The sequence below is a fragment of the Chryseobacterium culicis genome, assembly GCF_900108365.1.
In the GTDB taxonomy this organism is placed as follows: domain Bacteria; phylum Bacteroidota; class Bacteroidia; order Flavobacteriales; family Weeksellaceae; genus Chryseobacterium; species Chryseobacterium culicis.
The window spans coordinates 1-15033 of the sequence record NZ_FNWQ01000001.1 but is presented as its reverse complement, the minus strand read 5'-3'; the positions used below and the strand labels follow the sequence as shown (position 1 = coordinate 15033).

Here is a 15033-nt window from a genome sequence, read left to right as displayed (position 1 = left end):
CATTGTCATTCTGAACACTGACTGAAAGTCTGTGACCGTTGTTCAGAAATGCAGTGAAGAATCTTTGTAACGAAGATTTCTCAACTTCCTTCACAATCAGAATGATAAATTGAAACTGTTTCTGAAAATATTTTTTGTACTGTTCTGCGTTTTTACCCAAGCGCAGAAAAAACAGTATTGGCTGATTGATACAGAGACCAAAGCCAGAAAAAAAGTTAAAGATTCTACTTCCGCTGTAAAGTTTCTGGATTCGCTCGCTCAGAGTAATTATTTCTTCACGCAGTTAAAAGATGTAAAAGTAAAAGGCGACAGCACCGAAATTTTCTATGATAAAGGTAAAAATTTTAATGAAACCTATGTTAACCTTACAGATTCTCTGGTTCAGAAGCTAAAGATTCAAAAAGACTTTTTTACTAAAAATTTAGATTCAACTAAAAAAAGCATTAACAAGACTTACATTGATGAGGGCTACTCTTTCAGCAGAATCAAATCCAAATACAAAGGCCAGAAAAACGGTTATCCAATTGTAGAACTGGACATCAACAAGAATGATAAAAGAACGATTGACGGTTTTGTAGTGAAAGGGTATGAAAAAGTTCCGAAAAGATTCATCAAAAACCTTGAAAAGGAATTTAAAGGCAAAAACTATGATGACAAAAACCTTTTAGCCATTAATAAAACATTTCAGAGCCACCCTTTTCTGACGCTGGAACGGCAGCCACAGACTTTATTCACAAAAGACTCCACCAGCATCTACCTCTTTCTGGAAAAGAAAAAGACAAATACTTTTGACGGGGTTGTCGGTTTTGGAAATGATAAAACCTCCAAGTTTACGCTGAACGGAACTATGAATGTAAACTTCAGGAATATGTTCAATGGCTTCGAAACTGTCAATTTATACTGGCAGAGAAATCCGGATAAAGGACAGACCTTTGATCTTCAGGTTGATATCCCGTATCTCTTTAAATCCAACGTAGGGATGAATGCAAAAGTGAACATCTACCGGCAGGATTCTACTTTTGCCAATGTAAAATTCCTGCCTGCTTTCTATTACCATATCAACAACCGCAATAAAATAGGATTAAGAGCAACCCTGGAATCTTCCACTATCATTGACACACTGTATGTGCAGGGGAAAGATTATAATAAAAAGGGAATCGGGGTCTGGTTTGAAATGACCGAACCTACTGATATAGACCTTTTCCTTTATAAGACAAAGATTAATGCAGGATATGACTTTTTAACGACTACTTATTCCAAAGACAATATCAAAGCTAACCAAAACCAGTTTTATTTCTTCGGAGAGCACAATTATCATATCTCAGGAAATCACTTTCTCAACATTAAAGGGGAAGGAGCGATGATGGATTCAAAGATAGAGTTCACCACCAACGAATTGTACCGTTTCGGAGGATGGAATTCCATGCGGGGATTTAATGAGAAATCACTTGCCGCCGATTTCTATTATTACGGAAGTCTGGAATACCGGTATCTGATCGGTAATCAGGCCTTTTTTGACATCTTTGGACAATACGGGCAGCTCAACAATAAATCATTAAACGTCAGGCCCAAACTTTACAGTGTAGGTCTTGGTTTTAACTTCTTTATTCCGATCGGCCTGATGAGTTTTCAGCTCTCTAATGGTAATGAATTTGGAAATCCTTTTAAGTTTAATGACACCAAAATTCACTGGGGAATTCTGAGTAGGTTTTAAAAAAGAAAAGAAGCAACGCAGGATGCTGGAAGTTATCGAGGTCGCAGTTTCACTATCTTAGTATTTTTATAAAAAGGTTGTATGCTAATCTTACAACACGATAATAACCCTCAGCACCCTTCTCCCAGTCTCCTATCTATATTTATATAATAAAGTAAAAGTCCCTCTACAAAGCACTTTTTCTGTTTTACTTTTCTATTAATTCTTCCTATAAAAAATATTAAAATCGTATTTTTATTTTAATACTTCATTAAAATACAGGTAACAGTGCGCTGCTAAATTTGCCTTCAAAAAAATGAAGAAGACTCTAGCCACCTTTGCCGTTTTTTTACTCCCCCTTTATTTTTCTGCTCAGGAAATCAATATTACAGGAAATGTAAAATCTGAAAACGGTTCTAGTGTTTCCGGTGTAAACATCACCGACAAAAACACAGGAAAGACTGCTACAACAGACGAAAATGGTAATTTCACCATTTCTGCAAACCCCAAAGATATTCTTGAGTTTTTTGCTCCAGATTTTTCTGTTTATACCGTTGAGGTTTCTTCCAAAAAACAGTATTCCATTGTTTTAAAAAAACAAAACGAAAAACAGATTGAAGGTGTTGTAATTACCGCTTTAGGGATTGCCAAGAAGAAAGAAAAAATTGGGTATTCTACTCAGGAAGTGGGAACAAAACAGTTTGAAACCATTACCACCCCCAGTATTGGAAACCTGTTTTCCGGACAGGTAGCCGGCCTGAATGTTTCTAACCCAACAGGAATGCAGCAGGCACCGCAGTTCACCCTGAGAGGAAACTCCAATCTGGTTTTTGTAATTGATGGTGTGATCGTGGAAAGAGAGGTTTTTCAGAATTTAGATCCTAACAATATTGAAAATATCAACGTACTGAAAGGAGCTACTGCTTCGGCTTTATACGGTTCACGAGGCCGTTACGGAGCGGTTCTCATCACAACAAAAAATGCGAAGAAGAAAGGCTTTTCTGTAGAATTTTCACAGAACACGATGATCACAGCAGGGTTTACCAATCTTCCCAAAACGCAGACTGAATACGGAAACGGTTCACACGGAAAGTATGAATTCTGGGACGGAGCCGATGGCGGAGTGAATGACGGAGACATGATCTGGGGTCCTAAATTTGTACCCGGTTTACAGATTGCCCAGTGGAACAGCCCTATCAGAGATAAAGTGACAGGAGAAGTTGTTCCGTGGTATGGTGCGGTGACGGGAACTCAGTATGATGATAAGTCAAGGTACGAAAGAGTTCCGATTGACTGGAAATACCATGATAATTTAAGCACTTTCTTAAAGCCTGCGGTTATCAACAATAATAATTTTGCGATCAGCTACAGAGATAACAAAGATATATACCGCTTCTCCGGAAACTTTATGAATTATGATGACAGAGTTCCGAATTCCTATCTTCAGAAATACGGGATTAACTTCTCTTCCGAAAACCACCTTGGAGATCAATTAATCTTTGATACAAAATTTAATTTCAATCAGGCATTTACACCCAATATTCCCAATTACGACTATAACCCAAGCGGACACATGTATACCATTCTGATCTGGATGGGAGGTGATGTAGACGGAAAAGCACTGAAAAACCATATGTGGATTCCCGGAAAAGAAGGTGTAGCGCAAGCCAACTGGAATTATGCCTGGTATAATAACCCGTGGTTCGGAGCTGAATATTATAAAAATCAGAACAGAACAAATATCATCAATGCTCAGACAGGTTTAGAGTATAAGGCTACGCAGGATCTTTCGGTAAAGGGAAAAATATCCCTTGTTGAAAACCACAGTAAAACAGAGGTACTGAGTCCTTATTCTTATTTTAACTACAGTGCACCGAGAAGCGGAGGCTATATTTTAAAAGACAATAAAACCTGGAATCTTAACTACGATGTTCTTGCAACCTACAAGAAAAAAATATCTGACAACTTTGATTTTACCATCAATGCCGGAGGTTCAGCATTTTATTATAAAAACAACAACAATGAAAGATCTACGGATGGATTGAAAATTCCTGAAGTGTACACTTTTGAAAACTCTATCGGAGCACTGAAAAATTATACTTATCTGAAAGAAAAGCTAATCTATAGTGCCTATTCTACCATTGATATAGGATTATACAACGCTTTCTTCATCAATATTTCCGGACGTAATGACTGGTCTTCTACGCTGCCTAAAGCTAACAGGTCTTACTTCTACCCTTCAGCATCCATCAGTGCCGTTATTTCAAATCTGGTAAAATTACCGGAGTCGGTCAATATGCTGAAACTGTCTGCTTCATGGGCAAAAGTAGCGTATGACTTCCAGCCTTATTCCATCAGAAATTATTATCTGAATAATCAGGGAATCACATTTAACGGGAATCCTACCTACTATTATCCAACCACTCTGAATGTAGAAAACTCTCTGAAGCCTGAACAGACAAAATCGTATGAACTGGGGCTAAGCGCCGGTTTCCTGAATAACAGAATTACTTTAGATGCCACTTATTTCAGAACATTAGATTATAATAATATTCTCCAGTTCCCGGCAGCTGAATCCTCCGGTTTCACTTCACAATATGTAAATGGAAATGAATACACCACCAAAGGTTTTGAAGTTTCCTTAGGACTGGTTCCGGTAAAAACTGCTGATTTCAGCTGGAAAACATTAATCAACTGGAGCACTTACGAACAAAAGCTGACTTCCATTTACGACAATATGCCGAACTATAAAAACATTAAGCTGGGCGAAAGAATGGACAGCTACTATGATTATACATGGCAGAAGTCTCCGGACGGAAAAGTCATTCTGGATGCCAATACGGGAATGCCGACAAGAGCCAATAATCCAACCAATTTAGGACATTTCAATCCGGACTGGACTTTCGGTTTTAACAACACATTCAAATATAAGAAATTCACTTTAAATATCGGAATTGACGGAAGCATAGGCGGTGTGATGAGATCGCAGGTTGTGGAAAAAATGTGGTGGGGAGGAAAGCATCCTAATTCTGTAGCGTACAGAGATCTTGAATATGCCAATCCGGGAACCTATTATTTTGTACCGGATGGAGTGAACTACAATCCGGCAACAGGTCAGTATACTCCACACACCAAAGCCATCAGCTTCCAGGACTGGGCACAGAATTACCCATACCAGGCAAGAGTAACACAGGATGAGAGCGAAGAGTTTGCCAACGTTTTCGACAGAACTTTCATCAAGCTGAGATCTGTAGTGCTGGAATATGATTTCTCCTCATTATTAAATCCAAGAGGAATGGTAAAAGGGTTTACTGCCAATATTTCTGCTTACAATCTGGCCATGTGGAAAAAATCAAAGAACCTTTATTCTGACCCTGATTTCCAGACAAAAACAGAGAATGACATTCAGGATCCATCCAGCAGATGGTTTGGAATCGGTTTTAATCTTAAGTTTTAACTAAAAAGCACGTCTAACAATGAAAAATACGATAAACAAAGTAAAAGGACTAAAAAGCAAAACAACAAAGGGAGTCCTGAAGAGTATATTTGCCGCCGGACTTCTGACATTGGCTTCATGTGAATCTAACCTTGATACCATCAATGAAAACCCCAATGACCAGGCCAGCATTGATCCTAAATTTCTTCTGACCTATGTAGAAAAATATACTTTCCAGGTAGACGGAGATAATATGTATGCTTCCAGAATGATGATTGGTACTGATGGCGAAAATAAGTATCAGTATATGAAATGGAACGACACCTCTTTTGAAGTCTATACAAAAGGGCTTCTGAACATAGGAAAAATGATGCAGGAAGCTGAAAAAATCAACAATAAAAACTATGCTGCTATTGGTAAGTTTCTGAGAGCCTATCATTTTTTCAATATCAGTTTAAAAGTAGGAAGCGCCCCTTACTCTGAAGCGGCAAAAGGAGAATCCGGAATTACACAGCCAAAGTATGATAACCAGGAAGCCATCATGTCCGGAATTTTATCAGAATTAAAAGAAGCCAATGATCTTATTAATACCAGTGATAAAATTGAAGGTGATATTGTCTATAACGGAGATGCTATGAAATGGAAAAAACTGATCAATTCTTTCCGTCTGAAAGTTTTGATTACCCTTTCCAAAAAAACGACCGTAGGAAATTATAATATCGCAACAGAATTTGCTTCCATTGCAGGAAGCCAGTCTCTGATGACTTCCATCGCTGATAATGGTGAGCTTAAATTTGCTGACGCTGCAGACAGCAGGTATACCATGTTTAACAACAGCGGATACGGTTCCAGCTTGTATATGGCAGATTATTTCATCAATATGTTCAAAGAGAGACATGATCCCCGCCTGTTCACCTTTGCAGCACAGACTACAGGAGCTAAAGAAGCCGGCAAAGCCATCACAGATTACACAGGATACAATGGAGGAAACCCTACCTCTCCTTATTCTGACAATGCTGCGCTAATCACTGCAAAAAATATTTCTAAAGTGAATGACCGTTTCTATAAAGATCCTACCAATGAGCCGGCTTCTGTATTGAGTTATTCAGAGCTGGAGTTTATTCTGGCTGAAGCTGCAGCAAGAGGCTGGATTTCCGGCTCGGCAAAAACGCATTATGACAATGCGGTTAAAGCAAGTTTCAGTTTTTATCAAACCTATGTAAAAAATTCGGGACAATATTTCTCAGGTTTTGATGTGAACCAATACCTGACAACGCCTTTGGTAGTATACAACAATGCTGATCCTCTTCAGACACAGCTTGAAAAAATCATGACTCAAAAATACATGACCATGTTCCATCAGGCACAATGGACGTCCTACTATGACTATCTGAGAACGGGATACCCTAATTACCCCCTAAAAGCAGGAGTTGCGGCGCCTTTCAGATTCAGATATCCACAGTCAGAATACAGCTATAACAGCAACAATTTAAAAGCTGCCCTGGCGGCTCAGTACGGAGGAAATGACAATATCACCTCCAAACCTTGGTGGTTACAATAGAAATCTGATTATTTTTATATGAAAACAAAGAAATCGCAGAAAATTCCTGTTAACTTGCGGTTTCTTTCTTATTACGATTGAACATGAACAGAAGAGAATTTTTAGAAAAATCAAGTCTTTTATTAGCCGGACTGGGAACTTCAAGTGTTCTTCACCCTTCCATTTTAAAAGCCTTAGCCATTGATCCGGCTGCACAGTCTACTTTTTACGATGCAGAACATATTGTAATCCTGATGCAGGAGAACCGTTCGTTTGACCATGCTTTTGGTGCTCTTAAAGGAGTAAGAGGATTTCTGGATAAAAGAGCGTTTGTAAAAGAGGACGGGCATTCCGTATTCTTCCAAAAGAATGATGATGGAAGATATGCATCACCCGCACGGCTGGATTTAAGAAATACGAAATCTACCTGGATGAGTTCACTGCCGCACTCATGGGCGGATCAACAGAAAGCGCTGAATAAAGGTAAGTTTGACCAATGGCTTCAGGCTAAAGCATCAGGGAATAAAGATTATAAGAATATCCCATTGACATTGGGCTACTATAACCGTGAAGATCTTCCGTTCTACTACCAGCTGGCTGATGCATTTACCATATTTGATCAGTATTTCTGCTCATCCCTTACCGGAACTACTCCGAACAGACTTTTCCACTGGTCCGGAACATTAAGAGAACAGCAAAACGGAAAAGCAAGAGCCAATGTGGTAAATGAAAACATTGATTATGATAAAGCAAGACAGGCAAAATGGAAAAGCTTTCCTGAGATTTTGGAAGAGCAGAATGTTTCCTGGAGAATTTATCAGAACGAAATCAGTCTTCCAAAAGGAATGTCCGGCGAGCAGGAAGCCTGGCTAAGCAATTTTACCGATAACCCGATTGAATGGTTTTCAAGATTCAATGTGAAGTTTTCGAAAGGATATTATCAGAATATTCCCAATATTATCGCCTACCTGAAACAGGAAATCGAAAAAAATCCTGATCAGAAGAAAAGACTTGAAGCCATGCTGGCAGAAGTTCAGGAAGATCAGATCAAATACCATCCGGATCATTATGCCAAGCTTTCAAAAGAAGAAAAAAACCTTCACGAAAAAGCTTTTACCACCAATTCCAATGATCCTGATTACTGGAAACTGGAAATCGGTAAAGATGAAAACGGAGAAAGACTGGTTGTTCCCGAAGGTGATGTTCTCTTCCAGTTCCGAAAAGATGTAGAAGATAAAAAGCTGCCGCTGGTTTCATGGCTGGTAGCTCCTGAACATTTCTCTGACCATCCGGGATCACCCTGGTATGGAGCATGGTATATTTCTGAAGTCTTAAATATTCTTACCAAAGATCCTGAAACCTGGAAAAAAACAATTTTCATCATCAATTACGATGAAAATGACGGATATTTTGATCATGTACTGCCATTCGCTCCACCGCTGAATCCAAGCCAGCCTGTTGACATGAATGGAAAAGAAGGCGTAGAATATGTGGATAAATCCCAGGAATACATGAGCAATCCTTCTTTAAAAAGCTATGAAAAAGTAGAAGGAACTGTTGGTTTAGGCTACAGAGTGCCGATGATCATCGCTTCACCATGGACAAAAGGAGGCTTTGTAAATTCAGAAGTATCGGATCATACTTCTGTGCTGCAGTTTCTGGAGAAATTCATCATGAAAAAATTCAACAAGAATGTACATGTGGATAATATCAGTGACTGGAGAAGAGCCATATGCGGAGATCTTACCTCTGCCTTTAATTCTTCCAGTGTGAAGGCTCCCAAAATGGATTATCTCAACCAGAAAGATTATGCTAAAACCATCAATGCGGCTAAAAATAAACCTGTTCCCAATCTGAAATGGTATGCTGAAAATGAGCTTACCACTAATTTACTTGACATTCAGGAAAGAGGATTGAAACCCTCTAATCCGCTTCCGTATGATTTCCACGTTAACCTGGAAGGTGAACACGTAAAGATGGTTAATTTAAAAGAAAACGGGGTTCCGCTTTTAGTATATGACCGAACTCGGTTTGGCAGCAATAATTATCATTTTTCATATGCATTGTATGGGAAGCATGAGCTATCCCATGCTGTACATTCCGGAGCTTACGATTACGAAATTTTCGGTCCGAATGGCTTTTTTAGGAAATTTAAGGGACAGGATACCCCGGAATTGGAGGTCGTTTTGGTTAATAAAACACCAAAAAGCCAGGTCGAACTGATCATCAGAAACCATAAAAAGAACGCCATTTCCATGCAGCTGGAAGATCTTTATGGAAAAACAAAAAAAACAATTTCCCTCCCACAGAAGCCTGAGGAAAAAATACTGATTGATCTGGATAAAAATAAAGGCTGGTATGATTTGAAATTATCGTTTAGCGAGCATCTATGGCATTTTGCAGGAAGAATAGAGACCGGAAAAGTATCTGTTTCTGATCCACATTGGGCATAGAAAATACGGATAATACTTACTAAATCCTGTACATTAATGTGCAGGATTTTTTTTGACTTATTATGTTAAAGCATATTTTAAATATAATGCATTACATAATTGAAATAATCATTAATATAAAAATTATACTATAATATTTTCAAAATTTATTGAATTTTATTATATTCACTTAACTAATTATCCACATCATGAAAAAATTAAATTTAACAATTGCAATGTCCTTATTTGCATTGGCTCTGTCCGGGAATCTTAGCGCGCAAGATACCAATACGGACAACCATACCGTTACCATTTCTATTCCCGAAGTTGCATTGGTAGATATAGAACCAGCCGCTACAAAAAACATCACTCTTGGATTCACAGCACCTACTGAAGCAGGAAATCCTATTACACCAAGTGCTTCTAACACCACTTTGTGGCTTAATTACTCTTCCATTAAATCTGTTGCAGACCCTACGCGTAATGTAAGTGTGAAAATGAACGCCCTAGTTCCGGGAGTTGATCTTCACGTAACCGCTGCCGCTGCCACCGGAGCAGGTGCAGGAACATTAGGCACATCTGCCGGTCTATTAACACTGACTGCGACAGATCAGACTATTGTTTCCGGAATCGGAAGTGCTTATACAGGAAACGGAGCCAACAACGGACACAATCTTACCTATGCACTTGCTGCAGGAAGCGGCCCGGGCGGTGTAGCAGCCTATGCTGATTTACAGGCTACCGCTACCGTAGCAGCTACCGTTACTTATACGATATCAGACAATTAGAAGATAAAAATCAAATTCTAATCGTGTTTCAAAAGCAAGGAGAAGTTGTTATTCAGTTTCTTCCTGATTTTGTACTATCAATAATTTAACTTCAAATTTCACAAAATGATAAAGCGTATACTTATTTTGGTCACCCTGATTTTGCAGTTCAGCTTTTTACATGCCGGCATTGTGATTCTCAACGGGCTTACGCATTCTTACAAAATAGAAAACGGAAAAGTTTACAAAGGAAAGGTTTCCATTGAAAATACGGGCAGCAATCCTCAGAATGTAAAATTATTCTTACAGGATTTTGCTTATCATGCAGACGGAACCATTAATTACACTGAATTGCACACCAATAAACGTTCCAACGGAGAATGGATAAAATTCAGTACCAATCTCGTTACTTTAAAAGGTAAAGAAAAAACGGATGTACTGTATGAAATTACTGTTCCTGCACAAGCCATAGATCCAGGGAGCTACTGGAGCGTCATCATTGTAGAGCCTGTGGAAGATATAAAACCTACTGATAATAAACCTGGAGTAAGCATTACTTCTGTGATACGGTATGCGATCCAGGTGATTACAGATTTTGAGGCAGAAAAGGCTAAACCGGCCCTTAAGTTTGAAAGTATAAAAGTAGAAAAACAGGAAGGTAAACAAACAGCGAAAATTGCCATAGCCAATACCGGTAATCTGTATTGCAAACCCACAGCAACCATGGAAATCTATCATCGCAAAACAGGTGAAAAAGTAGGAACTTATTCCAGTTTAACGATGGGGCTGCTGCCAGATACCTCCAAAACATTTTACATTGATATCAGTAAAATACCCCCGGATAAATACAAAGCCGCCATAATAGCTACGGATGAAGAAGAGAATGCATTTGCAATCAATGTGGAATTAGAAATAAAAAATGATTAAAACTTGGAATTTATTTATTATCCTATTATTGTTCCCTGCATTTATTTTTTCTCAGCAGCAATCTACCAGATTGGTCAGTAAAAAAGATAGTTTAATGCCGGGAATGTCTACTTCTATTCCTTTTACATTAGAAAATCATTCAGCAGAAAACAAGACCTACGAGATCCTGGTTACCACATCAAGTCCATTAATTACCCCCATTTTAGCAAAGGGAGAATTTCAGATGGCTCCTCATGAGACATCGGTTTATCTGGTACCCTTGCGGATTGCCGCAGAAACAAGCCAGGGCAATTATTCAGTGATGCTGAATATTACAGACCCCGCTCATGGAATATCGTTTACAAAAGCATCAACAATAACAATTTCAGGAAACCGCAATATATCGCTCACCGCTCTGAATTCTCCTGAATTCATAAGAGCAGGAGAAACGATCCGTGCCTCGTTCCTTTTAAAAAACAATGGTAACATACCGGAAGATATCATTCTGGAAAGTAAAAATGCTTTTATTGATGGTGATTTCTCATTGGTATTAGACCCCAATGAGTCAAAAGTGATCACAATACATAAAATAACAAATCCTGAACTGAAACAGAATGAATTTCAAAACCTTAATCTTTCGGTGTACTCACAAGGGAACAGCAAAGAAGATCAAAGTGTTTATGTAAGCACTCAGGTTATTTCCGTAAAACCCTCAGAAAATGATATTTACCACCGGCTTCCTGTAGCCCTCTCCCTGTCTTTCATCGGAATGCAGAATATGGGCATTTACAATGACGGCTTCCAGGGAGAAATCTACGGTAAGGGAACACTTGATAAAGACAATAAAAACCAGATTGAGTTCCGCGCAGTTACTCACAATCCTGTAGAATTAAACACATTTACCCAATATGAAGAATATTTTTTCAATTATAAAAGGAATAACTTTTTCATTCATCTTGGGGATAAGACGTATTCTTCTTCTTATTTAACAGAGTTTGCAAGATATGGCCGCGGAGCAGAAATCCGGTATGATTTTAATAAAGTAAGTGTAGGTGGATTCTATAATCATCCAAGGTTTTTCAGGGACATCAAAGATGAATTTAATTTTTATTCTGCTTTTAAAATCCGGAAACAGTCTGAGATTTCTGTGGGATATCTTTATAAAAACCCAAGAAAAGGCGAGATGAGATATAGTGATGTAAGACTGGATTCTGACGCACATCTTCCTTATGCAAAAGGAAAATTCAAGATATCAGGAAACATCAATCTTTCCGGAGAAGCCGCTTACAGTACAACAAAACAGACAGAAGGAACAGCGTACATGGTTCAGGCGGACGCTGCTTTCGAAAAATTCAACGGAAGCTTAATGTATGTAAGAGCAAGTCCTGAATTTGCAGGCTATTTTACCAATACCAACACTTTTAACGGAAATGCATATTATAAAATTTCCAAAAAGCTTGGGGCTTTTGTCAACTATACTCAGGATGTAAAGAATTTTCAGAGAGATACTTTATTTTTAGCCGCACCTTACAGAAAGTATTTCCAATATGGTTTACAGTATAAATACCTGTCCAATGGTTCCGTCATACTTACTAATGGCTATCAAAAATATCAGGATCGCCTGGAGCCAAGACAGTTTGATTACTATGAGCGATTTTTCAAAGTAAGCATTGATCAGAAAATGGGCATATTTCAGCTGAATCTGGAAGGACAGTTTGGTAAAACAGATAATTATCTGATAGGATTTACTGGTAATTCCAGTTTCTATTCCGCCAATCTTTCATTTCAAAAATTCAGTACATCATTTAACGTATTCGGAAGCTATGCCATCAGCTCAAGGTACCAGCTTCAGAACCAGAAACAGCTTTATTACGGGGCGAGAATTTACAGCAGATTTTCGGATAAAACTTCTTTGAGTATTTTTTATCAGAACAATTATATGCCTGAAGAATATTTTAAAGACAGAAATTTATTTGAGCTTCTCTTTCATCAGCAGCTATTTCCGGGAAATGAGCTGGATCTTTCCGGAAGATATTCATTACAGAGAGGAGAAATTGGAGATAAAGATTTTATATTTTCTCTTCGATATACGTGGCGCCCCAATATTCCGGTACAGAAAACAGCAGAATATATTTCCTTGTCCGGAAATGTCAGTAACCTTGGCATTAAAAAGATAGAAGGAATAAGATTAATGCTGGGCAGCTATCTTTCAGTTACAGATAAGGACGGTAATTATTCATTCAAAAATGTGATCCCGGGAGATTATTTCATGGAGATAGACCGTTCAACAACGGACATCAATGATATTTCCACCTTAAATTTTCCTGCGGCGCTCTCTCTCAGCAATAAAGAAAATATTTTTAATTTCGGATTAACAACAGCGGCAAATGTTCAGGGGCATATTCAATTTTTAGAAGCGGAAGATAAAAATCAGACAGCCCTTACTGAGTTGCTTACTCAAAAAAAGAAAAAGGAAAGTATTATTATTGAAGCATCCAGTAAGGATCAAACTTACCGAAAAATCTGTTTTATAGGAGAGGATTTTGATTTTACCTATCTAAGACCCGGAGACTGGACTGTAAAAGTTTACCGTAATGGTCTTGATAAACGTTACAAGGTTTCCAACGACAAATTTCAGTTTACCTTACAACCTTCGGAAACAAAAAAAATAAGGATTAATGTTGTTAAGCAGCAGATAGAAATAAAATACCAGCAGGAATCTTTGAAAGTAGGATATAATGAAATAAAAAAGAAGAAATGATTTTGATCCGGTCCATATTGTTATTAGCATTTATTGCTTTGTCGGAATTATTTTATTCCCAGACCAATGTTACAATGACTTTACCTGTTGTTACCTTAATGGATATCGAGCCTACAGGAAGTTTTGCGCTCAATTTTACCGCTCCTACTGAAGCCGGAAATGCTATCGGCAATCCAACACCGAATACTTCAAAACGAATTAACTATACCTCTGCCATTGCTCCCGGTGGAGTTACCAGAAGAATTACAGCATCTGTGAATAAAGTCATCGCAGGAGTTAATATTAGATTACAGGCAGCGGCGGCCACAGGAGCCGGAGCAGGAACATTGGGAACTTCTTCAGGGCTGGTTACATTATCTACTACGGCCACTACTATTATCAGTGGAATCGGAGGTGCCTATACAGGAAACGGATCAAGTAATGGCCATTTACTTACTATTTCATTAACAACCAACACATATGCTAATTTAATTGCACAGGCGAATACAGCTGTCGTCATTACCTACACCATCACAGAATAAAATTGAAAAATGAAAATCAATACTCCTTTTTTCAGAGAAATTTACTTAAAGATATTTATTTCTGTTACCCTTGCAGCAATGTCAGGCTGCCTTCATGGGCAAACAATAACTGTAGGTGGAAGTAACTGGACCGTAAGCGTACCCGCTATCACTGAAGCCGGAACAAACTATGCCGGAACTTATGAGAGTGCCACCAACTTATTTACACTATCAGGAACATTACCCGGATCCTTCTTAAATCTCCTTACAAATGGAGCTGCCAGAATAAGCGTACATCATACCCCAACTACATGGAATAGTAATCTGCATCTTTATGCTAAAAGAAGTGGTGGAACAACCAGTATCAGTGGCCTTTGTGTAGGATGTACAGCCACTATTAATGGCGGCACTACCTATGTAGAAATACCACAGGCAGTGGCAACTGCATTTTTCACCATCAATTTTACCGGTGTTTTAGGACTGGGTAATAGCGTAACGTTTTCGGGTATTAATGGACAAGTCCAGATAAGCGGCGTTTCTGTAACCATCCCTGCAACAACATATGCTACTCAAATTGTCTTCACAATTGGCCCCAATTAATAATGTTTTTATCATAGATATTCATCATTATATCATAAAACAGGACCGTTTCTTCACAGAAGCGGTTTCTTTATATCTTCTCGATGAAAATAAGATAGATCCTGGCTCTCCATTTTCAATTCTCTGCCACGAGTCCTGATTTGTACGGAATAACCGATTTACGAGCTTATTTGAGAGACTTTATAAGAGGCGGAAGTTTTTCTGGTTAAAGGCCTATTGAGTTACTTTTCCTGTACATGTATTGAGGATATTCAGAAGGAGCGTGCATTATTGTATTGTACTGTATTGTATAGAGTATAAAACAAAAAAACCTTTATCGTTATGATAAAGGTTTTTTAAAAATAAAATAAAAACTGGCGGCGGCCTACTCTCCCGCTTTCGCAGTACCATCGGCGCTG

9 protein-coding genes are annotated in these 15033 nt (G+C 38.4%); all 9 read left to right on the top strand.

Annotation, left to right across the window (positions count from 1 at the left end; genetic code table 11):
- The first annotated feature begins 109 nt into the window (after positions 1–109).
- On the top strand, positions 110–1714 hold the full coding sequence (locus BLW74_RS00045; protein WP_089689457.1) for a BamA/TamA family outer membrane protein: 1605 nt from the start codon (positions 110–112) through the stop codon (positions 1712–1714).
- A 295-nt stretch (positions 1715–2009) separates the two neighbouring features.
- Positions 2010–5150, top strand: coding sequence for a SusC/RagA family TonB-linked outer membrane protein (locus BLW74_RS00040; RefSeq protein ID WP_089689456.1), 3141 nt, complete (start codon positions 2010–2012; stop codon positions 5148–5150).
- A 19-nt stretch (positions 5151–5169) separates the two neighbouring features.
- Positions 5170–6690, top strand: coding sequence for a SusD/RagB family nutrient-binding outer membrane lipoprotein (locus tag BLW74_RS00035; protein WP_089689455.1), 1521 nt, complete (start codon positions 5170–5172; stop codon positions 6688–6690).
- An 83-nt stretch (positions 6691–6773) separates the two neighbouring features.
- The gene (locus BLW74_RS00030; protein WP_089689454.1) at positions 6774–9122 is read left to right on the top strand and encodes a phosphocholine-specific phospholipase C; all 2349 of its coding nucleotides are present in this window, start codon (positions 6774–6776) and stop codon (positions 9120–9122) included.
- Positions 9123–9310: 188 nt separating this feature from the next.
- Positions 9311–9889 carry a hypothetical protein gene (locus tag BLW74_RS00025; protein ID WP_089689453.1) on the top strand — a complete coding sequence of 193 codons (579 nt, stop codon included), beginning with the start codon at positions 9311–9313 and terminating at the stop codon, positions 9887–9889.
- 105 nt (positions 9890–9994) lie between these two features.
- Positions 9995–10795: a WxL protein host-binding domain-containing protein gene (locus tag BLW74_RS00020; RefSeq protein WP_089689452.1), complete on the top strand. Its 801-nt coding sequence runs from the start codon at positions 9995–9997 to the stop codon at positions 10793–10795.
- Complete coding sequence (locus BLW74_RS00015; RefSeq protein ID WP_089689451.1) at positions 10788–13535, top strand: COG1470 family protein; 2748 nt, start codon at positions 10788–10790, stop codon at positions 13533–13535. Before BLW74_RS00020 ends, BLW74_RS00015 begins: the two co-directional genes overlap by 8 nt.
- Positions 13532–14056 carry a hypothetical protein gene (locus BLW74_RS00010; RefSeq protein ID WP_089689450.1) on the top strand — a complete coding sequence of 175 codons (525 nt, stop codon included), beginning with the start codon at positions 13532–13534 and terminating at the stop codon, positions 14054–14056. Before BLW74_RS00015 ends, BLW74_RS00010 begins: the two co-directional genes overlap by 4 nt.
- Positions 14057–14065: 9 nt before the next feature.
- On the top strand, positions 14066–14635 hold the full coding sequence (locus BLW74_RS00005) for a hypothetical protein (protein WP_089689449.1): 570 nt from the start codon (positions 14066–14068) through the stop codon (positions 14633–14635).
- Positions 14636–15033: the final 398 nt, after the last annotated feature.